Raw genomic sequence first — 20,620 nt, 5'->3', positions numbered from 1 at the left:
GTCTGCTGTGTCCAACGTCCTGATCACCGGCATCACCAGCTGTGAGAGTCGCGGCGTCGAGGCCCTGGCCCGCTCCATCATCGAGCAGCTGAACACCGAAGGCCCCGGGGGAGGCGACAACGTCACCGTCCTCACCCAGACCCCGGTGCTCGACGCGGAATCCCTCGCCCCCACCGGCGCCCGTTGCGTGGCCGACCCGTTCGTCGTCTCCCGGTCCTGGCAGCAGATGCGCCCCCAGGAGAGCCCCGCCGAACTGGCCGAACGCCGCGAACAGCTCCTCGCCGAAACCGATCTGGTCATCGCCACCGGGGGCGACCTGCACACCTCGGACTACGGGGTCTCCACGCCGTACCTCCGCGCCCTCACCGCCGCGCAACAGCGGGACATTCCGACGGTCATGATCGGCCAGTCCGTCGGCCCCTTCGACGACCCGGCCGATGCCGAGGCGTGGCTCGCGGTCGCCGCCCGGTGCGCTCTCCTCACCGTCCGGGAGAGCGTCTCCCTCGACTACGTCGTGGGCAAGCTCGGCCTTCCCGAACACCGTGTGCGACTGTCTTCCGACCCCGCCTTCCTGCTGCCGGCCGCTACCGGCGAGCGAACAGCGGCCGTGCTCAGACCTCTGGGACTCGCCCCCGAAGACCCCTACCTCTGCCTCGCCCCCAGCCAGGGCATCACCCGCTTCAGCACCCTGGAGGCGTCCCAGCACGCGGCAGCACTGACGCGACTCGCCACCTCCCTCGTCCGCACCCGGAAGATGCCGGTCGTCCTCGTCCCGCACTGCCACGACTCCCGCCCGCACAACGACGACCGGATCCTCGCCGCCCGTATCGCCGAAGCCGTCGGCCTGCCCGAGGTCATGGCGCTGCCGGGCGCGCTGACGGCATCCGACTACAAGGGCGTGCTGTCACAGGCCGAACTCGTCATCTCCGAGCGCCTGCACGCCGCGATCGGCGCACTGTCCGGCGGCGCCCCGGCGATCGCGATCGGCCACTCGCACAAGTTCAACGGGGTGCTCGCCGAAACCTACGGCCGCACGGTCGGCGTTGCCGGCATCCACGCGGACGTCCGCGCTTTCACCCAGGACACCACGGTCATCGACCGGCTCGTCAACGACACCGACGCGACCGCGCTGCGCACCACCCTGCGTCAGCGGCTCCCGCTGATCACGGACCGCGCCCGCAGCGACTTCGCTCAGATCAACAAGCTCCTCGGAGCCTGAACCACCAGTCGCACAGGTGGTCCGCCTGCCCGCACCGCATCGTGCACGACCCGCTGCGGCCCAGTCCAGGGCCGCGGCGGGACCCACTCACGCCAAGGGAGACACGCCATGTCCACACATCTGGTGACCGGCGGCGCCGGCTTCATCGGGTCCCACCTTGCCGCGTCCTTGATCGAGCGCGGCGACGACGTCGTCGTCCTGGACAACCTCGACGGCGGCAAGACCGAGAACGTGCCCGACGGCGCGCCCCTCGTCGTCGGCTCGGTCGCCGACCAGGCCACGGTCGCCGAACTCTTCGCCTCGTACCGCTTCGACGGTGTCTACCACCTGGCGGCCTTCGCCGCCGAAGGCATCAGCCACGCCGTCAAGCACCACAACTACTCCGTCAACCTGCTCGGCAGCATCAACCTGATCAACGCCTCGCTGGCCGCCAAGGTCAGGTTCTTCGGCTTCGCCTCGTCGGTCGCCGTGTACGGCCACGGACACGTCCCCATGCGCGAGGACGAGCGGCCCGTCCCCGCCGACAGCTACGGCAACGCGAAACTCGCCGTGGAGCGCGAACTCGCCGTCACCATGCAGATGCAGGGCCTGCCGTACTTCGCCCTGCGCATGCACAACGTCTACGGCGAGCGGCAGAACATGGGCGACCCGTACCGCAACGCCGTCGCCATCTTCCTCAACCAGATCATGCGCGACGAGCCGATCAGCGTGTACGGAGACGGCAGCCAGATCCGCGCCTTCACCTACGCCCCGGACATCGTCGGCACCTTCCTCGCCGCGGCCAACCAGCCGGCCGCCTGGGGCCAGGTCTTCAACATCGGCTCGTCGCACACCAGCACCGTGCTGGAGATGGCGCACGCCGTGCGCACCTCCATGGGCGTACCCGACCACCCGATCAAGCACCTGGCGGCCCGCGACGAGGTCCACGCCGCGTACACCGACAACGGCCTTGCCCGCAAAACGCTCGGCGACTGGGCCGACACCCCACTCTCCGAAGGTCTGCGGCGCACCGCGGCCTGGGCTCGTGAACACGGCCCCGTGGAACCCGCGACCTCCCTCAGCATCGAGAACGACACCGCGGACAAGCCCGAGTGGTTCACCTGGGCCGCCGGACGGGCGGCGACGTCATGACGCGCCGCACCCTGGCCGTCGACGTCGGCGGCGTCCTCTACTACGACGAGCCCTTCGACCTCGCCTGGCTCCAGGGCGTCTGGGAGCTCACGCGCGCAGACGATCCCGCCTTCACCATGGACGCCTTCCTCCAGACCGTGCGCGACTTCTACCAGGGCCGCGCGCCCGGATCACCCCCGCCCAGCCTGTTCCCGCCCAACGGCACGAAGAGTTGGCAGGGTGTCCGCGAGCGCTGGACCTCGTTGGTCCAGCCCGTTCCCGGAGCCGTCGACGCCCTCAGCCACCTCGCCGAGGAGTACGAGGTGTGCATCGTCGCCAACCAGCCCCCGGAATGCCTCGCCGCCCTGCACGCCCTCGGAATCGAGCAGCAAGTCCAACTCGTCGCGCTCGACTCCCTCGTCGGCTACGCCAAACCCGACCCCCGCCTCTTCAAGTGGGCCATGGACCGGCTGAGCTGGAAGTCGGAACACACCGTGGTCGTCGGCGACCGGCCCGACCACGACGCCGCTCCGGCACTCGCTCTCGGCTGCTCGGCAGCGATCGTCCACGTCGACAGCGGCTGGAGCGCGCCTGCTGGGGTCGCTCCCGAGATCGTGACCGCATACCGGGAGCTGAAGATCCAACGCGTCCACACAACCGAGGGAAGCACGAGGCACTGGGCCATCGCCGCCCTTGGAGACCTGGCCGATGTGCTGCGGACCATCAGCCACCAAGAGCGCAGCCCACGCCCCCGCCAGGAAATGCGCCCATGACCCTCGGCGCCGACTTACCTCTCACCATCGTCATCTGTAGCAACCGCCCCGACAGCCTGCCGGCAGCTGTCACCCGCACGGCTCCGACCATGGGCCCCAGGGACCGCCTCCTGGTCATCGCGGACATGCCCGCCCAGCACCTGCCCACGCTGCCCACAGGCGCCTCGTCGCCTCCGTCCCGCATACGCGTCATCTGCAACGAGGGGAACCAGGGGCTCGCCCACAGCCGCAACAAGGCCATGAAGGAGGCCACGACGCAGCACGCCGTCTTCCTCGACGACGACATCGTCCCCACCGCCGAGGCACTGACCCGGATACGCGAGGCCCTGACCGCCGGCGCACACGTCACCGGGACGAGGATCACCGCCCACCTTCAAGGGCGCCGCCGCCCGTGGTTCCTCACCTCGGGACAGCTGCACTACCTCGGCTCCCACGCGCCGGACCAGCCGGCGTCGATCTGGGGCGGCAGTTTCGCCATCGACGTCGAGCACGCCCGCTTGCTGGGAGTCGCCTTCGACGAGCGCCTCGGCCGGATCGGCGGCTCCCTCATCTCCGCCGAGGACACCACCTTCGTACGGGAGATGACCGCGCGAGGTGCCACCGCGACGATCCTGCACGACGCCGAGGTGCAACACCTGATCCCCGCTCACCGGCTGACCCTGTCCTACCTGCTGCGCCGCGCCTTCTGGCAGGGCCGCAGCGAAGCACGGCGTAACGACGCGCGGCGAGGCATCACCAAGGAATGGAACCGCAACCGCTCGGGGAACGGCACCCGTCCGGTGCGGGCCGCCCTCGCCCTGCTCTACACCTCCAGCGTGCTTCTCGGAGTGTGCCGGGAGGCCATCACACGGAGCCGGACCAGCGCCGCAGACGCCGAAACCAGGAGCGACCGATGAAGGTAGCCATGGTCATCCCGCCGTACCGGTACGGTGCCGACCCCAGCCAGTGGATCACCGTGCCGCCCCAGGGCTACGGCGGCGTCCAGTGGGTCGTCGCCACGCTCATGGACGGACTGCTGGAGGCCGGGTGCGAGATCCTCCTCCTCGGAGCTCCAGGAAGCCCGGTCCAGGACGGCATCACGGTCTCCGACGCAGTGGAGACGGCCGAGATCCACGCCGCCGTCGAAGCCTTCGGCCCGGACATCGTCCACGACCACTCGAACACCGCCGCACTGCCGGCCGACACCCCCAGGCCAACGGTGAGCACACATCACCTCAACGGCGTGCCGGAGCTCCAGACCAACGGCATCTACCTCTCCCGCGCACAACGCACTGCCGCAGGGTCCGTCTCCGCCCCGGTGATCCGGCTACCGATCAACCCTGCACGCTGTCAGTTCCAGGAGGCGAAGGACGACTATCTCCTCTTCCTCGGCCGGGTCTCCGCGCACAAGGGAGTGCGCGAGGCAGCGGCGTTCGCGCACGCCGCCGGCGTGCCGCTGACGGTCGCCGGACCGGCCTGGGAGAAGGACTACCTGGACGCGCTGCTGGCCGACTTCCCGCATACCGTCCGCTACGTGGGCGAGGTCGGCGGCAGCGCCCGCACCCGACTGATCGCACGCGCCCGAGCGCAGCTCGTGCTGTCCCAGCCGTGGGGAGGGCCGTTCGGCGGGCGATGGATCGAGCCCGGCGCCACCGTGGTCTCGGAGGCCGCCGCCAGCGGCACCCCGGTGATCGCCACCGACAACGGATGCCTGCCGGAGATCGTCCCCGGCGTCGGAACGGTGCTGCCGATCGGGCAGGAGATCACACCCAGCGACGCAAAAGGGGTGCTGGCGTCGCTGCCCACGGCCCAGGTCGTGCGCGAAACAGCGGTAGACCGATGGGGCCACCACACCATCGCCCGCCAGTACCTGGCGGTCTACAAGAGAGCGGTCAACGGCGAGGTCTGGACGTGACCTCGGAAGGTCACGCCGTGCGCTGCTTCGCCAGACGCTGACGGCGCGCTTCGTAGAGAACGACGGAGGCGGCGTTCGACGCGTTCAGGGAGCTGGCCGAGCCTGTCATCGGAATGCTGATCACGTGGTCGCAGCTCTCTCGCCAGGCCGCGCTGAGGCCCGCGGTCTCGTTGCCGATGAGCAGCAGGACCGGTTGGGTCAGATCGAATTCCGAGACCTCGGCATCGCCGTCCTCGTCCGTGCCGACGACGGCGACCGGCCGCCCCTGAGCGCGCTCCTTCTCCAGCCACTCCATGACCTCGTGGTGCGACTGGCTCCGCACCACGGGCACGGCGAAGAACGATCCCGTGGAGGCACGGACCGACTTGGGGTCGTACGGGTCCGCGGCGTGCCCCGTCACGATGAGCCCGCTCGCGCCGAAGGCATCGGCCGACCGCACGATGCTTCCGATGTTGCCGGGCTGCGTCGGCCGGTCGAAGACCAGACCGAGGAAGTCGTCGCGAACCTTGATCCGCGACAGGCTGTCCGGCGCCATCTCGACCACCGCCAAGACCTCCGCGGCCCCGTCGGCCTTCTCGCTGAGCTCGGCGAGCAACTGCGGCGCCATCGCGACGCGCTCGGCGCCGACACGGCGCAGTAGATCCTCGGCCCATCGGGAGAGCGGGCGGCTGGCGTCGTAGAGCAGGGACCGAACGGTCCAGCCGTGCTCCACGGCCATCGTGATCGGCCGCACGCCCTGAACGAGGAACTCCTTGGCACGCCCTCGCTTGGTGCGGTTGTTGAGCAGCGTCTGCAGCTGCTGGAAACGGGCATTGCGGGTCGTGATCCGCTGCACTGCCACCCGTCCTCCAAGCCGAAGATGATCGTTGCGAACCCGGTTGTCCCAGGCGGAACACGGCACCGGGCACCCAGCAGGTTACACGGACTGGATCGTGACTGTACGTGTCCATCCGTTGTGCAGGAGTCTCGGCTTCGGGCGGCACCGCACACGAGGTCGCCCTGTTGGCGACGGCTACGACCTCGCCGGGAACGACCAGCTGACTTCCAACGACTCCTCTACGACCGGATCATCCCTCAACCCGCGTGCAGTTCGGCCATAAGCCGTTCCGTCTCAAGGCCGCCGGGGACGGGCCCGCTTTGGATCACAGCCTCAGGCAGCCTGATGTCGCTTCCCAGCAGTTGCTGCGCCGAACGACGACCGCGAGTCGGCCGGCAAGGCCCTACGAGCGTCACACTCGGTTCGTCGGACGGCAGCGTCACCCGCGTCGGGTGAAGGCGGTTCATCCGCACGGTAGTCGCCCGTGCCCTCGGCCCAAGGCTCCGACGTGATCTCGAACCAGGTCGTCTTGCCCGAGGGTTCCGGTTGCATACCCCAGGTGTCCGCCAAGGCGCTCACGAGCAGGAGGCCCCGACCGTGCTCGTCGTTCGGCCCTGCCTCAACACTTCTTGGCAACGATGCATCCGTGTCCGTGACTTCTACGCGAAGCCGCTCGTCGGCCCGCGTCACGGAGACGTCGCACGGAGCGTCTGTGTACAGGACAGCGTTGGCGATCACCTCGCCGGCCAGCAACTCGACGGTCTCCAGTGTCTGGTCCGACAGGGGAAGCCCCAGATCCCGGGCTAGCGAAACAACTTGGCGGCGTGCGGCCGGGACAGCGTCGACAGCAGCCGCAACCGTGAATCCGTACGTCGGACGTTCGGGACTGCGACGCGCCATGACGACAACCTCACCTGGTAGTGGCCTCAGTGACAAAGAAGCCTTCCACCCGACAAGGGCTGTGGGAGGACAGTCTGTCCGTAGGCACGCCCGGCAAGACGCCTTGACGCTTCGACGTGTTGTGGTACGGGCCGGCTTCTGTTGAGGCCGCGAACACCGGAAACGCACGTCGCGTAGACCGTACCCCTCCGCACCTCACCTCAGACCACCACTCTTGGAAGCCGGGTCGTCGAGTACGCCTCGCAGCTGCAGGACCAAGCCAGGGTGATCATAGGCGTCGCCCTACGCCGGCAAGCGGCGCTTTGGGATGCGAGCGCTACTACGCACACAGGCTGTGCTGCCCGCCGACGGCTTCGGGACCGCCGTCCGGCTGCTGGCGCTCCAGCCCGAGCAGCCTCAGCAGGTCGGCAGTCACTACTCGGTAGGCATTGCCGAGCCGCAGCACCTTGACGGGGTACGCCCCTTGCTTGGCGAGCCCGTATCCGGTGGAGCGGCCGATCATCAACGCCCGGTTCGCGGTGTCGAGGTCGATGACCGCCGGAAGAGCGAGCAGCTCGTCACTCGTAAGCCCTCGCACCTCACGGGAAGAAGCGGGTGCCGTCATGATGCCCTCCTGATGCCTTCAGGTGCCGCAATGTCGGCCCCAGGTGTATCACGTAGTTGCGGCAGCACTTTCCAGCGTCTTAAAGTGCATCCATGAAACCCGATCACTGGCCAGCGGCGTTCACCGCCCGGATCGCCCAAGAGATGCGCGAGGCGCGCAAGGCCGCCGGCCTCACCATGGGCGAGGTCGCCCAGGGGTGTGCCGACCGCGGACTGACGGAGATCACCGAGCAGTCCGTGAAGAACCTGGAGTCCGGCCGCAAGGCGAGCATGACCATCGCCGACTTCGTCGTGCTGGCTGACGTCCTCGGCGTCCCGCCCGTGACCCTCCTCTTTCCACTCGGTACCTCCGCCACGGTGGAGGTCCTCCCGGGAAGGGAGGTCTCCACCTGGGACGCGCTCGCGTGGTTCACCGGCGAGACCCCCATGGACCAGCCCGCTCCCGAGGGCACCGCCCGCGATGTCCTCGACGTCTTCCGCAACCACGGCGATCTGGTGTCCGCCGCGACAGCCTCCACCGCCCTGGCCAAGGAGAGGCGGCGCGCGGCGAGCACCACCTTGGACCGGGCTCGCAGAGCCACGCTCTTGGAGCGCGCCGAGGGCTACGAGGAGCACGCCTTCGAGGACTGCCAGGAGCTGCGCGCGTTCCGAGGCCGGATGCGCGAGCGCGGCCTCGTACCTCCGGCCCTGCCCGACGAACTGGCCTTCGTCGACCAGCCCGACATACCGACCCACCCATAGGACGGCAAGTGAAGAGCGGAAACCTCATACGGCGGTGCCGCTGCACCGACCCGAAGACCGGGAAGGAGTACGGCGCCTCCTGCCCCAAGCTCAAGTCGTCCCGACGGCACGGCACCTGGACCGCCTCCCAGGAACTCGACCCCGCACAGGACGGCCGACGCAGGCGGTTCCGTCGCGGTGGCTTCGAGACCTCCGCCAAGGCCCAGGAGGAACTGGACAAGGTTCGCGCCCTCATGGCCATTCCCGAGGAGGACGACGCCTGGGGCAAGACCCAGATCAGCGACCTCCTGGAGAACTGCGTCAAGGACAAGGACCCCGTCCCGGACTACGACGAGACCCGCCGGCGCTTCAAGACGGGGCAGTCCCTGAACTCCAAGGTCACCGTGGCGGAGTGGCTCGACACCTGGCTGGCCGGACGCAAGCGCCTGCGGCGGGGCGGGGCAGCGCGCTACGAGTGCGACATCCGCGTCCACCTGAAACCGCACCTCGGCCACCTGCGCCTCGACAAGCTGCGCGTACACCACATCGATTCCATGTTCGACGCGATCAACGAGCGCAACATCGAGATCCAGGAGCAGAACGCCCAGCGGCGCGTGGTGCGCGACGACCTCAAGGCCACGCCGAACAAGGGTGCCGAGAACCGCGCCCGACGCCGCTGGCTACAGGCCCAACTCGACGCGATGCCCCCCTTTCGGCGGACCACCGGCCTCAACACCCAGCCGCACATCCGTGACACCCTGCGCGCCGCGCTGAACGTCGCCATCGCCCAGCAGGTGATGCCCGCCTTCAACCCGGCCGCGCACGTCGAGCTGCTGCCGGGCACGAAGCCGAAGGCGCTCATCTGGAGCGACGAGCGCATCGCGCGCTGGAAGGAGACCGGCGAGAAGCCCTCGCCAGTCATGGTCTGGACCCCCGACCAGACCGCGACATTCCTCGACTTCGTCGCGGATGACCGCTTGTACGTGCTCTGGCGGCTCATCGCTTTCCGGGGCACCCGGCGCGGCGAGGGCTGCGGGGTCCGGTGGGAAGACCACTCGGCCAAGGCGCGCTCCCTGGCCATCGCCACCCAGCTCGTCCAGGACGGCTGGGAGGTCCACGAGGGCGCTCCCAAGACCGACAGCGGCATCCGCCTGATCGCCCTCGACGAGGAGACCAACCAGGACCTCCTCGCCCACAAGGCCCGCCAGCAGCAGGAGCGGGAGGCGTGGGGCGAGGGCTGGCAGGACACCGGCCGAATCTTCACGCAGGAGGATGGCTCCCTCCTCCACCCCGGCAAGGTCAGCGACCTCTTCGAGCGCCTGGCGGAGGCCGCCGGCCTTCCTCCGATCCGGCTCCACGATCTTCGCCACGTCGCAGCGACACTGATGCTCTCGGCCGGGGTCGACATCAAGGTGGTCTCCGAGACCCTCGGCCACTCGGACACCCGGATCACCCGGGACATCTACCAGTCGGTCCTGGACGATCTCGCCCGTGACGCAGCCGAGAAGGTCACACAACTCGTCCCGCACACCCGCAGGCCCCTGACGACCGTCAAGGACGCGAACCGCACAGCTGCATCCCGCCGCCCGAGGATGACGCCGCCCCGCAAGAGCGACGAGGCAAAAGGAGAGCGCTCCGCGTGATCACAGCGAGAAGGAGCCCCGGTCAGCGGGAATCCGACCGGGGCTCCGGTCGCTCTGACGGAGCCCACTGACCTGGAATTCCCGGCAGGCGTTCGCCTCTCGGACGGCTACCGCACGCCGAGAATCACTTCCTGTCGTTGCGCGCCGTGAACGGCCAAGGCAAAGTAAACCCCTCCCAGCGGACGCGATGGAGGCACCCCACCGTCACCGGCGCCGTCCTGAGCTACTCCTCGGACGTCCTTGTGACGGCCAGTTAACGCATGGCTGGTGGAGGAGGATGAGCGTAGGCCCCGCCAGCATTAGCCGACAACACACCTGGCCCCAACAGTCAGTTGCCCGAATCCTGCCGCTCGGGTTACTGGGCTGCTGGGGCCACAGCGTAGTCGTGGCCGCTACCGGCCCAGCGTCCGGTGACCCGCCACAGCTCGTAGTGCAGGAGCCATTCTGAGGCCCACGGCAGGATCGTGCGGGAAAGGAACATGTTCTCTTTCCACTCTCCCGGCAGATGCAGGCACAAGTCGCCGCCGGGATAGATGTGCGGCAGAGCCGTCGCACGCGGATGCAGGGGCAGGGGCGGTCCGGTGACTGTCACCCGCGGTCGGTGCCGGTGCCGGTAGGCGATGCGCACCACGTAGCGCCTGCTGGCCGGGGTGGGCTGCAGGGGAACCATGCAGACGAGCTCGCCGCCGCGCACGGTTCCCTGCGCCTCGGGAATGACCGCCTTGATCGACGCCAGCTGCAGACCGAGGTTAACGGCGCGGGGAGGGGTGCTGACCATGGAAAGTGTGGTCCGGCTTGCGAGGGCCGCTCGCGTACGGGGAGAGCAGCCCGGTGGCGCCCATCCGCTGGTTGGTAGCAGCGCCCGTGCGCTCCGCATACCTTTCGTAGGAGCGCAGGACAGGGTCGCGGTCGAAGGACTTAACGAGGCGCTCGAAGACCTCGTCCAAGCCCTTACCCTTCATACCGGCGAGTTCATTCACGGTCGTGTTGATCTCTTTGAACCAGGCGAAGAAAGCCTCACGGCGCTCGGGGTACTCGTTCCACTTGTCGGTGAAGTTCTCCTCTTCGTGTGCCGGGTTGGGTACCCACCACTCGTCACCGTCTTTCTGGATGAAGCGCGGCATGCCGTCCAGCACGGCGCGTACGGCGGTGAACAGATCCTCCTCACCGTTGTAGGCACGTCCGGCGAGCGTTGTGATGAGGATGGACGGCGGCCGGTTGTCTGTGTCCTCGGCGAACATGATCATGCAGTGCCACTTGAGGATCTGGACAACACGCTGCAGCGGGCTGCGGACCCGCCAGGTAGGGACGTCGGCGACGTTGGCGTGTCGCTTGTCGAGAATCTTGCGGGACAACTCTGAGCGCTTGTGAAACCAAGCCGCGTATCCGCGGGGGTTGCCGCGCTGCCACTCCCACAGCTCCTTGTCTGTCAGGCGGATGCCGGTGGGCGGGTGCTTCTCGTCCGGGATGGCCGGCAGGACGTCGAGGTGGAATCCCGGGTACTCCAGGGTCCAGCAGCGGCGGCGGGGTTCGAGCCTGTCGGGGCCGTCGGCGTGGCCCTGGTCCTCCTTCCACTGAAGGTAAGCGGTCAGCTGATCGCCGACCCGCTTCTTCAGCAGCTTCTGCGTCGTACTCTCCGGGCGCAACGGCAACTGGCAGACCAGGTCGATGTCGTACTCGCCGGTGGGAGTGCCGGGGCGGACCACGGTGCCCAGGAGGAACGAGCCCTGGGGGTAGATCCGCCACCCGGAGCTGCCGTTCTCGGCGAGCCAGGTGCCGACCTCCTCATAGCGTTCAACGGCGTTGTCGTGCAGGTCGGGGGAGATGTCGAGCACCTCCACAGCGCCGTCGAGGAGCATCGACAGCATGTCATCAAGCGAGTCCACGTTATTCCTCACGTGCGGGATGGAGCGGAGCGAACACCGGGGCACGGTGATCACAGAAGAGGCGGTCGACGGTCGGGGAGACATCGCGACTGACATGGCCGGCGAGCCCGTTGAGGGTTTCGGTGTTGATCTTGTCCAGTGCGACGGCGCCGGTGGGCACCGTGGGATTGAGGCGGAAGACGTTCTCCTTGCCGACGAAGTGCCGCACCTGTTTGGCGGCGCTCTCGCTCTGTGCTCTCATGAGGACTTCCACGGCGTCGCCGGCCCACGGCAGCAGGCCGCCGTGGTCCAGACGGCGATGGCGGTTGCGGACGTCGATCGTGGTCCCGAGGCTGAACACCCGGATCGCTTCGAGAGGGATGGAGAGCGGTCCCACCGCCTCCGTCAGGGCGACCATGGTCGGGTTGTTCGCCCACACCCCGCCGTCGATGAGCCGCGCCCCGTCCAGGGGCATCCCGGGCAGGTAGGTCGGCGCGGCGGAGGTGGCCAGCGCGACGTTCACGGCCTTCTCCCGCCAGTCGCGCTTGAGGGTGGGCAGGTGCGGGGTCCGAAAGAGGTAGACGTCGTCGGCGGCCACGTTGTACGAGGTGATCACCAGCCTCTTGGTGCTCTCCCCGAAGGTCCGGTCGCCGAACACCTCGGTCAGAGCCGCCCGCAGCGGCCCGTTGCTGTACTTGGCACGCCACAGGTGCCGGACGCCGCGCAGCCGGCTGCGGTCACGGAAGATCCGCGGGCCGTGCTCGGTGTAGAACGTAAGGATCTCCCGAGGCGACAGCCCAAGCCCCAAGCCAAGCGCGATGATCCCGCCCGTCGACGTCCCCGCGATCAGATCGAAGTGATCGACGATCCGGGTGCCGAGGTCCTCCTCCAGACGGGCCAGTACCGCTGCCGAGAACATGCCGCGAAACCCCCCGCCGTCCAAGGCCAGGATCTGGAAACGCCCTGTCACTTCAACCGCCCCCGCACCACAGCTCGGAGAAGATCCGGCCCGTCGGGCCGGATCTCCACTATCGATGGTACTTAATATCACAGCACGATTTTCCGTGTGGTCTTCTACATTGAAATCCCAACGCTTACGCGAGTGACGCCCCCTGAGGCGTGGGCGGCATCCGTGATCCGTCAAGATGGAGAGCCAAGATCAGTCAAGGTCGGGCAAGGGGAGAGATGGGCACGCCAGCGTTCGAACGGACGCGACTACGTACCGCCCGCGAGCTGGCCGGCATGAGTCGGGCACAGCTGGCTCGTGAGGCTGGGCTCACACCTGCCGCAATCAGCCAGTTCGAAGGCGGTGCGGCACGGCCGAGCTCGGAGACAGTCGGGATCCTGGCGGAGATCCTCACAGTGCCCTCGGGGTTCTTCAACGAAGCGATGACCGAGAGCCATGAGGGCTTCTTTCGGTCACTGCGTCGAACGTCCGTGATCGACAGGCGCCGGGCCCGAGCGATCGCTCACGTCGCCCATGACCTCGCGGTCCGCGCGTCAGCCGCACAGCGGTTCCACCTGAGCGACGTGCCAGCACTCCCTGTGAGCGGACTGGAGGCCAACGCCGCCGAGATCGAGCGGGCCGCAGCGCAAGTCCGGTCCCTGTGGGGAGTGCCGTCCGGTCCAGCCCCGAACGTCGTCGACCTGCTGGAGGCGCACGGAGTCGCCGTGATCCGACTCCCGCTCGAAAGCGCGGACGTCGATGCGTTCTCCCTGCCCTTCCCCGACCACCCGGTTGTGGTCCTGGGGGCCGACAAGAACGACCGCGCTCGTTCCCGGTTCGACGGTGCGCACGAACTCGCACACCTCGTAATGCATGGCGAGCAGATCTGGGGCGTCAAAGAGGTCGAGACCCAGGCCCACCAATTCGCGGCAGCCTTCCTCATGCCCGCCGACGACATCTACGATCAACTACCGACCTCGGTCGACTGGTCGATCTTGTTTGAGCTCAAACGGCACTGGCAGGTTTCCCTCGCCGCCCTACTCATGCGCGCCCGGACGTTGGGCCGCATCAGCGACGGCGCGTATCTGACGGCGATCAAGACGGCGTCCGCAAGAGGGTGGCGCCGCGTCGAACCGGTTCCTCTCGGCCGGCCGGAACAACCGACGAGGCTCCTCAGATACCTCGCGTCCCCCGACAGCGGCCCTGCCCGAACGGTCCTACCGCCGCAGATCGTCGAAAGCATCGAGACGGCGTCAGCAGCATGACCGGCGGCAACGGCTTGTAGGGATGGAACAACGGCCAAGCGGTCGTCGGCATGCTCCCAGCAACACCCTTGGCCACCGCCCCTGCACGCCCCTTGCACGTTTGGCCACCGGTCGGCCACCAAGAGGCGCCTGACCGTGCTTCCAGCCTGGAACTCCAGCAGAAGCAAGGTAACGAAATAACAAAAGACCCAGGTCAGGGGCTATCTAACCTGGGTCTTGATGGAGCCGCCTTCGGGATTCGAACCCGAGACCTACGCATTACGAGTGCGTTGCTCTGGCCATCTGAGCTAAGGCGGCGCGCCGTCCGCACCATGGTGCGATCAGCAACGTCGGTAAGTCTACACAGTTTCCGGGAGTGCTCCGTACCACCCCCGGAGGTGGCGGTTCCGGGGGTGGGGGCCGGGGTCACGTGCAGCGTTTTCCGTCCGCCGGGGGCGTCCCGCGGAGCAGGTACGCGTTGATCGCGGAGTCGATGCACGTGCTGCCGCGGCCGTAGGCGGTGTGGCCGTCGCCCTCGTAGGTGAGGAGGCGGGCCGAGGAGAGCTGGCGGGAGAGGGAGCGCGCCCAGCGGTAGGGGGTCGCCGGGTCGCGGGTGGTGCCGACGACGACGATCGGGGCCGCGCCCCTCGCCTCGATGCGGCGCGGTTCGCCGGTGGGCGCGACGGGCCAGTACGCGCAGTTCAGGGAGGACCAGGCGAGGCCCTCGCCGAAGACGGGGGACGCCTTCTCGAACATCGGCAGGGCCTGGCGTACCTGGTCGGGGCTGTCGAAGGCGGCCGGCGAGTCCAGGCAGTTCACGGCCGCGTTGGCGTACATCAGGTTCGCGTAGCGGCCCTCGGCGTCCCGTTCGTAGTAGCTGTCGGAGAGGCGGAGCAGGCCCGCCCCGTCCTTGTCCTTGATCGCCGCGGTGAGCGCGTCGCGCAGTTGCCCCCAGCCGCTCTCGTCGTACATCGCCGCGATCACTCCGGTGGCGGCGAGGGACTCGGTGAGCCTGCGGCCGTCCGCGTCGCCGGTCGGCAGGGGCCGCGCGTCGGTCGTCTCGAAGAACGCCCTGAGGTTGTCGCCGACCTTGTCCGCCTGGGTGCCCAGCGGGCAGTCCGGCTGCCGTACGCAGTCCTTCGCGAACGACCGGAACGCCGTCTCGAAGCCCGCCGTCTGGTCCAGGTTCATCCGCCGGGCGGGCAGCGACGGGTCCATCGCCCCGTCCAGCACCAGCCGGCCGACGCGGTCCGGATACAGCCCCGCGTACGTCGCTCCGAGGAACGTCCCGTACGACGCCCCCACGTACGTCAGCCTGCGGTCCCCCAGGGCCGCGCGCAGGACGTCCATGTCGCGGGCGGTCTCGACGGTGGAGACGTGCCGCAGCAGCCGGGACGACCGGGCTCCGCACCCTTCGGCGAACCCCTTGTACGCCTCGACGAGCCGGTCCGTCTCCCGCTGGTCGTCGGGCGTGACATCGGTCTGCGTGTACGCGTCCATCCCGCGCCCGTCGAGACACTTCACGGGCTCGCTGCGGGCCACGCCCCGGGGGTCGACGGCGACCATGTCGTAGCGGGCGCGGACCGCGGCCGGGTAGCCGACGCCGGCGTACTGCTGGAGGTAGCCGACCGCGGAGCCGCCGGGTCCTCCGGGGTTCACCAGCAGCGAGCCGATCCGCTTCCCGGGGCCCGTCGCCTTCTTGCGGGAGACGGCGAGCCGGATGTCGCCGTCGCCGGGCCGGTCGTAGTCGAGCGGCGCCTTCAGGGTGGCGCACTCGAAACCGGGGACGCCGCAGCTGCGCCAGGTCAGTTTCTGCCCGTAGTACGGAGCGAGCGCGGACGGTGTGGCCCGGGGCAGCGCGGCCAGTGTCACTTCGGCCCCCGCACGCGTGGCGGTGCTCGTCGCGCCTCCGGTGGAGCAGGCGGAGAGGAGCAGGGCGGCCAGGGAGAAGACGGTGACGCCGGTTCGGGAGCTGTGGGGGGAGCGCCTGATGTGCATCCAGCGAGCGTAACTCTGCGCGACGAGGCCGACGCCGTGTGTGCGCAAACCGCCACGGACGAGTGACACGGTCGACCGGGTGGGGCGACCGCCGTACCGGCCCGCGCGGGGCTCAGCCCGCTCTCAGCGCCATCGTCATCGCCTCCACCGCCAGCAGCGGCGCCACGTTCCGGTCGAGGGCCTCTCTGCACGCGCCGATGGCCTCGATGCGGCGCAGGGTGGACTCGGGGGTGCCGCTGCGGGCGAGCCGCTCCAGGGCGTCCTCGGCGTCCGTGTTGGCCAGCGCGACGCGGGAGCCGAGCTGGAGGGCGAGGACGTCCCGGTAGAAGGCGGTGAGGTCGGTGAGCGCGAGGTCGAGGCTGTCGCGCTGGGTCCGCGTCCTGCGCCGTTTCTGCTTGTCCTCCAGGTCCTTCATCACGCCGGCCGTGCCGCGCGGCATCCGGCCGCCCTGGACGGCGCCCAGCGCCGCCTTCAGCTCCTCGGTCTCCTTGGCGTCCCGCTCCTCCGCGAGCTGTTTCGCGTCGTCGGTGGCGGCATCGACGAGTTCCTGGGCGGCCCGGAGGCACCCGCCGACGTCCTCGACGCGCAGCGGCAGCTTGAGCACGGCGGCGCGGCGTTCCCGCGCGGCGGGGTCGGTGGCCAGGCGCCGGGCCCGGTCGACGTGCCCCTGGGTGGCGCGGGCGGCGGCCACCGCGACGGTGGGCTCGACGCCCTCGCGCCGTACGAGCATGTCGGCGACGGCGTCGACGGACGGCGTCCGCAGGTTCAGGTGGCGGCAGCGGGAGCGGATCGTGGGCAGGACGTCCTCGATGGAGGGCGCGCACAGGAGCCAGACGGTGCGCGGGGCGGGCTCCTCCACCGCCTTGAGGACGGCGTTGGCGGACTTCTCGTTGAGCCGCTCGGCGTCCTCGACGAGGATGACCTGCCAGCGGCCGTTGGCGGGCGAGGTGAACGACTTCCGCACCGTGTCGCGCATGTCCTCGGCGAGGATCTGCGTGCCCACGGCGGCGACGGTGGTGACGTCGGCGTGCGTGCCGATCAGCGCCGTGTGACAGCCGTCGCAGAACCCGCACCCGGGGGCGCCGCCGAGCGCCCGGTCGGGGCTCACGCACTGCAGGGCGGCGGCGAAGGCGCGGGCGGCCTGTGTCCGGCCCGCGCCGGGCGGGCCGGTGAACAGCCAGGCGTGCGTCATCTTGGACGCCTCGGGCGGCGGCGCGTCGGAGGCGGCCGCGGTGACGAGCGCGTCGGCGTCCCGGGCGGCGGCGGCGAGCTGTTCGCTCACCTTCTCCTGCCCGACGAGGTCGTCCCACACGGTCATGGGTTACGCCGCCCCTTTCGTCACGATGCTGCACGGTGCGGATTCCATTGTGCGGGCTGCCACTGACAGTGCCCCCGGCGGGCGGGCGGTGAGGAGCGGTCCGGAGGTCAGGACCGCGCGGACGACACCCGGGTGTCGGGCATCGGACCCGGCCCCCGGCCGGCGGGACTCGGTCGGGCCCGGGCGTCGGGCATCACGGGGAGCAGGCGACCGTCGGGCTCGGGCATCGGGCTGCCCCGACGCCCGAGCCCGGCCGCGTCCTACCGCCGGCGTTCCCGCCTCACCGACGTCGGCCCCGCCCGCGGCCGTCGCCCCGGCCGCCGCCGCGCCCGTCGTCGAAGCCGTCGTCGGGTCCGTCCTGGTCGCGATGCGGGCCCAGCAGTTCGTCCGCCAGCGTCGGCAGGTCGTCCAGCGGGGTCTCCTCCGCCCAGTCCGACCGCGGCCGCTGCCGGGGCGTGCCCGACTCGTCGACCTGCGGCAGCTCACGCGTACGGTCAGCGGAGCCGTCCGGCCCCGCTCCGGCCCGCTGGTCGCGGAAGTACCCCTGCGGCACCCGGTCGGTGGGGCTCTCCCCGGGGACGGGGGGCCGTACGGCCGTCTCCTCCGTGGGTCGCTCCTCGCGCACCGGGGGCAGGACGGCCGTCTCGTCGGCGGCCCCCCGCGGTGCCACGGGCGGCAGGACGGCCGTCTCGTCGGCCGCGTCGGCCGGTGCCGGAGGCTGCGGCAGCTCGGCCGTCACCTCGGAGTCGGGGCCGGGGCCGGATCCTGCGGAACGGTCCGCCACGGGATCCTTGTCCATCCGTACGCGGGGCAGTACGGCCGTGTCCTCGACCGGTCCGCCCGACGCGTTCGTCGGCGTCACCACGGGTGTCGGGACGGTCGCCGCGTCCGGCGCGACAGCCGGAGCCGCGGCCGCCGCGGGAGACTTCGGCCGGGGGCCGGCCTGCGCCGCGGCAGCGGCCTGCTCGGCAGCGCGCCGCGCCTGCTCGGCCCGCAGCAGCGCCTCCTCGGCCTTGCGCTGCTTCTCCAGGCGCCGCGCCTCGGCCTCGGCACGCAGCCGGGCCTCCTCCTCGGCCTGCTTGCGGCGCCGTTCCTCCTCCGCCCTGCGGCGGGCCTCCTCCTCGGCCCGGGCCTTCTCCTCGGCAAGGAGTCGGGCCCGCTCCTCCTCCGCGCGCCGGGCCGCTTCCTCGGCCCGCCGACGGGCCTCCTCGGCCTGCCGTTCGGCCTCGCGCCGCTGCGCCTCCTCCAGTTCGCGCCGCTTGCGCTCCTCCTCCTCGGCGCGCAGCTTGGCGAGCTGCTCCTGGCGCTCACGCTCCAGGCGTTCCTCCTCGGCCTTGCGGCGGGCCTCCTCCTCGGCCTTCTTCCGCGCCTCTTCCTCGGCCTTGCGGCGCGCCTCCTCCTGGGCCCTGATCTCGGCCTCGGACAGCGGCAGCATCCGGTCGAGCCGGGCCCGGACGACCGAGGTGACGCCCTCCGGTTCCTGACCGGCGTCCACGACGAGGTAGCGGCCGGGGTCGGCGGCGGCAAGGGTGAGGAAGCCGGAGCGCACGCGCGCGTGGAACTCGGCCGGCTCGGACTCCAGCCGGTCCGGCGCCTCCGTGAAGCGTTCGCGGGCGGTCTCCGGGGAGACGTCCAGCAGGACCGTCAGCTGCGGCACCAGCCCGTTCGTCGCCCACCGGGAGATGCGGGCGATCTCCGTCGGCGACAGGTCGCGGCCGGCGCCCTGGTAGGCCACCGAGGAGTCGATGTACCGGTCGGTGATCACCACCGCGCCGCGCTCCAGGGCGGGCCGTACGACGGTGTCGACGTGTTCCGCGCGGTCCGCCGCGTACAGCAGCGCCTCCGCGCGGTGCGACAGGCCCGCGCTCGACACGTCGAGCAGGATCGACCGCAGCCGCTTGCCGACGGGCGTGGCCCCCGGCTCGCGGGTGAGGACGACCTCGTGGCCCTTGGCCCTGATCCACTCGGCGAGCGCCTCGGCCTGGGTGGACTTGCCGGCGCCGTCGCCGCCCTCCAGGGCGATGAAGAAGCCGTTCGACGCGGAGGCCTGCACGGGGTCGTCGCCACCGAGCAGCGCGTCCCGCAGGTCGTGGCGCAGCGGCACTCCGGAGCGGTCGTCGACCTTGGCCAGCACCAGCGCCGCCACCGGCAGCAGCAGGGCGCCCACCAGCATCAGCGTGAACGCGGCCCCGCCGTGTGCGAAGACGAACTTGCCGTTCTCCAGCCGGTGGGGCCCGATCAGCGCGGCCACCAGAGGGGCGATCAGCGCGGCCAGCGCGACGACGACCCGGACGACCGCGTGCAGGTGCTCCGTCACGCGTGTGCGGCGGTGGTCCTCGGTCTCCTGGTCGAGCAGGGCGTGCCCGGTGTTGGCGGCCACGCCGGAGCCGACGCCGGCCAGGGTGACGATCAGCAGCACGCTGGTGACGTCGGGAACCAGGCCCGCCGCGAGCAGCGCCACGCCGGTGAAGGCGATGGCGAGCGCGAGCAGCCGCCGCCGCGACAGCGTGACCAGCACCTTCGGCGCCGTCCGGACGCCGACGACGACCCCGCCGGTCAGCCCGAGCACGAGCAGGCCGTATGTCACCGGGCCGCCGCCCAGGTCCTTGGCGTGCAGCACGGCCACGGCGACCGCGGCCGCGATCGCGCCGGCGACGGCCGCGCAGGCGAGCACCAGCAGCGGGATCGCGCCCGTACGGCCCGTGTCGACGCCGATGGCGGTGCGGGGCCGGCGCAGCCCTTCGAGCGGGGACCGCGCGCGCGGGGTGCGCGTGCCGGGCAGTTCCAGGAACACCACGACGGACAGTGAAGCGGCGAACAGGCCCGCCGCCACGTACGAGGGGAGGGCCGCCTGGTGCTGGTCGAACCAGTCGATGCCGGCTCCCAGCAGGTTGTTGAGCAGCGCCGCCACGAGCAGCGCTGCCGCGCCCAGCGGGATCGCCACGAAGCCCGTGCGCAGCGACAGGCGGCGCAGCGCGTCGAGATGGTCCGGCAGCGGCCGTACCGTGGCGCCCTCCAGGGGCGGAGCGGGCAGCAGCGCGGGCGCCGCGCCCTCCCGGGCGACCGTCCAGAACCGCTCGGCGACGCCGGTCACGAACACGGTGACCAGCAGCAGGGCCAGGGCGTCGTCGGGGATCCAGTCGATCCACAGCGGCGCGATGATCAGCAGAACGGCACGCAGGCCGTCCGCGCCGACCATGGTCCAGCGGCGGTCGAGCGGTCCGTCCGGCGACGTCAGGGAGGTCAGCGGCCCGAGGAGGACCGCGCCGAAGAGCAGGGTGGCGAGGATCCGCACCCCGAAGACGATCGCCACGGCGAACGCCACGCCCCGGTAGCCGCCTCCGAAGGAACCCTCGGCGATGGCCGCCTGGAGGGCGAGGAGGACGAGCACCAGGAGGGCGAGGGCGTCACCGACCCCGCTCACCAACTGCGCACTCCACAACCGCCTGAGCTGCGGCCGGCGCAGCAGGGCGCGGACGGCGCGCTCGCGGGAGTCCGCTACCAGGGCGTCGTCGGGGGCCGGGTGATGGGCCGTTGGATGCTCGGCTCGCGTCATGCGTTCAGCCTATC

The 20,620-nt window shown here is 70.3% G+C and carries 17 protein-coding genes and 1 tRNA gene; 8 read left to right on the top strand and 10 right to left on the bottom strand.

What is annotated here, in order from left to right:
- Positions 1–7: 7 nt before the first annotated feature.
- The 5 genes from ACFV9M_RS10270 (at position 8) to ACFV9M_RS10250 (ending at position 4,996) form a co-directional block, all read left to right on the top strand.
- Positions 8–1,219, top strand: a complete 1,212-nt coding sequence (locus ACFV9M_RS10270) for a polysaccharide pyruvyl transferase family protein (RefSeq protein ID WP_385065380.1) — start codon at positions 8–10, stop codon at positions 1,217–1,219.
- A 108-nt stretch (positions 1,220–1,327) separates the two neighbouring features.
- Positions 1,328–2,350 carry an NAD-dependent epimerase/dehydratase family protein gene (locus ACFV9M_RS10265; protein WP_385065382.1) on the top strand — a complete coding sequence of 341 codons (1,023 nt, stop codon included), beginning with the start codon at positions 1,328–1,330 and terminating at the stop codon, positions 2,348–2,350.
- On the top strand, positions 2,347–3,102 hold the full coding sequence (locus ACFV9M_RS10260; protein ID WP_385065384.1) for an HAD family hydrolase: 756 nt from the start codon (positions 2,347–2,349) through the stop codon (positions 3,100–3,102). Before ACFV9M_RS10265 ends, ACFV9M_RS10260 begins: the two co-directional genes overlap by 4 nt.
- The gene (locus tag ACFV9M_RS10255; RefSeq protein ID WP_385065387.1) at positions 3,099–3,998 is read left to right on the top strand and encodes a glycosyltransferase; all 900 of its coding nucleotides are present in this window, start codon (positions 3,099–3,101) and stop codon (positions 3,996–3,998) included. Before ACFV9M_RS10260 ends, ACFV9M_RS10255 begins: the two co-directional genes overlap by 4 nt.
- A complete protein-coding gene (locus ACFV9M_RS10250) occupies positions 3,995–4,996 on the top strand; it encodes a glycosyltransferase (protein WP_385065389.1) in 1,002 nt (333 codons plus the stop codon). Before ACFV9M_RS10255 ends, ACFV9M_RS10250 begins: the two co-directional genes overlap by 4 nt.
- 10 nt (positions 4,997–5,006) lie before the next feature.
- Here ACFV9M_RS10250 and ACFV9M_RS10245 read toward each other — a convergent pair whose 3' ends face one another.
- From ACFV9M_RS10245 to ACFV9M_RS10235, 3 genes are all read right to left on the bottom strand, one after another.
- Entirely contained in the window at positions 5,007–5,837 is an 831-nt protein-coding gene (locus ACFV9M_RS10245; RefSeq protein WP_385065392.1) for an RNA methyltransferase, read from the bottom strand.
- A gap of 309 nt (positions 5,838–6,146) precedes the next feature.
- Positions 6,147–6,713: an ATP-binding protein gene (locus ACFV9M_RS10240; protein ID WP_385065394.1), complete on the bottom strand. Its 567-nt coding sequence runs from the start codon at positions 6,711–6,713 to the stop codon at positions 6,147–6,149.
- Between the two features lie 319 nt (positions 6,714–7,032).
- Positions 7,033–7,317, bottom strand: coding sequence for a hypothetical protein (locus tag ACFV9M_RS10235; RefSeq protein WP_385065397.1), 285 nt, complete (start codon positions 7,315–7,317; stop codon positions 7,033–7,035).
- 92 nt (positions 7,318–7,409) lie between these two features.
- Between ACFV9M_RS10235 and ACFV9M_RS10230 the strand changes: the two genes are divergently transcribed.
- Together ACFV9M_RS10230 and ACFV9M_RS10225 are read left to right on the top strand one after the other, a co-directional pair.
- On the top strand, positions 7,410–8,057 hold the full coding sequence (locus ACFV9M_RS10230) for a helix-turn-helix domain-containing protein (protein ID WP_385065399.1): 648 nt from the start codon (positions 7,410–7,412) through the stop codon (positions 8,055–8,057).
- Positions 8,058–8,065: 8 nt separating this feature from the next.
- On the top strand, positions 8,066–9,679 hold the full coding sequence (locus tag ACFV9M_RS10225; RefSeq protein WP_385065401.1) for a tyrosine-type recombinase/integrase: 1,614 nt from the start codon (positions 8,066–8,068) through the stop codon (positions 9,677–9,679).
- A 355-nt stretch (positions 9,680–10,034) separates the two neighbouring features.
- Here the strand turns inward: ACFV9M_RS10225 and ACFV9M_RS10220 are convergent, their stop codons facing one another.
- Genes ACFV9M_RS10220 through ACFV9M_RS10210 form a run of 3 tightly spaced genes read right to left on the bottom strand, consistent with a single transcriptional unit; the run spans position 10,035 to position 12,514 of the window.
- Positions 10,035–10,457: a hypothetical protein gene (locus ACFV9M_RS10220; protein ID WP_385065404.1), complete on the bottom strand. Its 423-nt coding sequence runs from the start codon at positions 10,455–10,457 to the stop codon at positions 10,035–10,037.
- Positions 10,429–11,565: a cyclic GMP-AMP synthase DncV-like nucleotidyltransferase gene (locus ACFV9M_RS10215; protein ID WP_385065405.1), complete on the bottom strand. Its 1,137-nt coding sequence runs from the start codon at positions 11,563–11,565 to the stop codon at positions 10,429–10,431. Before ACFV9M_RS10215 ends, ACFV9M_RS10220 begins: the two co-directional genes overlap by 29 nt.
- A gap of 1 nt (position 11,566) precedes the next feature.
- Positions 11,567–12,514 (bottom strand): CBASS cGAMP-activated phospholipase, encoded by a 948-nt coding sequence (locus ACFV9M_RS10210; RefSeq protein ID WP_385102376.1) that lies wholly within the window; start codon positions 12,512–12,514, stop codon positions 11,567–11,569.
- Positions 12,515–12,729: 215 nt separating this feature from the next.
- Here ACFV9M_RS10210 and ACFV9M_RS10205 point away from each other — a divergent pair, with 215 nt between their 5' ends.
- Positions 12,730–13,755 carry a helix-turn-helix domain-containing protein gene (locus ACFV9M_RS10205; protein WP_385065408.1) on the top strand — a complete coding sequence of 342 codons (1,026 nt, stop codon included), beginning with the start codon at positions 12,730–12,732 and terminating at the stop codon, positions 13,753–13,755.
- Between the two features lie 220 nt (positions 13,756–13,975).
- Here the strand turns inward: ACFV9M_RS10205 and ACFV9M_RS10200 are convergent.
- From ACFV9M_RS10200 to tmk, 4 genes are all read right to left on the bottom strand, one after another.
- Positions 13,976–14,052 (bottom strand) — tRNA-Thr (locus tag ACFV9M_RS10200).
- Between the two features lie 108 nt (positions 14,053–14,160).
- Entirely contained in the window at positions 14,161–15,732 is a 1,572-nt protein-coding gene (locus tag ACFV9M_RS10195; RefSeq protein WP_385065411.1) for an alpha/beta hydrolase, read from the bottom strand.
- A gap of 112 nt (positions 15,733–15,844) precedes the next feature.
- On the bottom strand, positions 15,845–17,050 hold the full coding sequence (locus tag ACFV9M_RS10190) for a DNA polymerase III subunit delta' (RefSeq protein ID WP_385065414.1): 1,206 nt from the start codon (positions 17,048–17,050) through the stop codon (positions 15,845–15,847).
- A 280-nt stretch (positions 17,051–17,330) separates the two neighbouring features.
- Positions 17,331–20,606: a dTMP kinase gene (tmk, locus tag ACFV9M_RS10185; protein ID WP_385065417.1), complete on the bottom strand. Its 3,276-nt coding sequence runs from the start codon at positions 20,604–20,606 to the stop codon at positions 17,331–17,333.
- Between the last annotated feature and the right edge of the window lie 14 nt (positions 20,607–20,620).

It is taken from the genome of Streptomyces sp. NPDC059895, from assembly GCF_042731035.1.
Lineage (GTDB): Bacteria > Actinomycetota > Actinomycetes > Streptomycetales > Streptomycetaceae > Streptomyces.
This window is presented reverse-complemented; position numbering and strand designations above follow the sequence as displayed.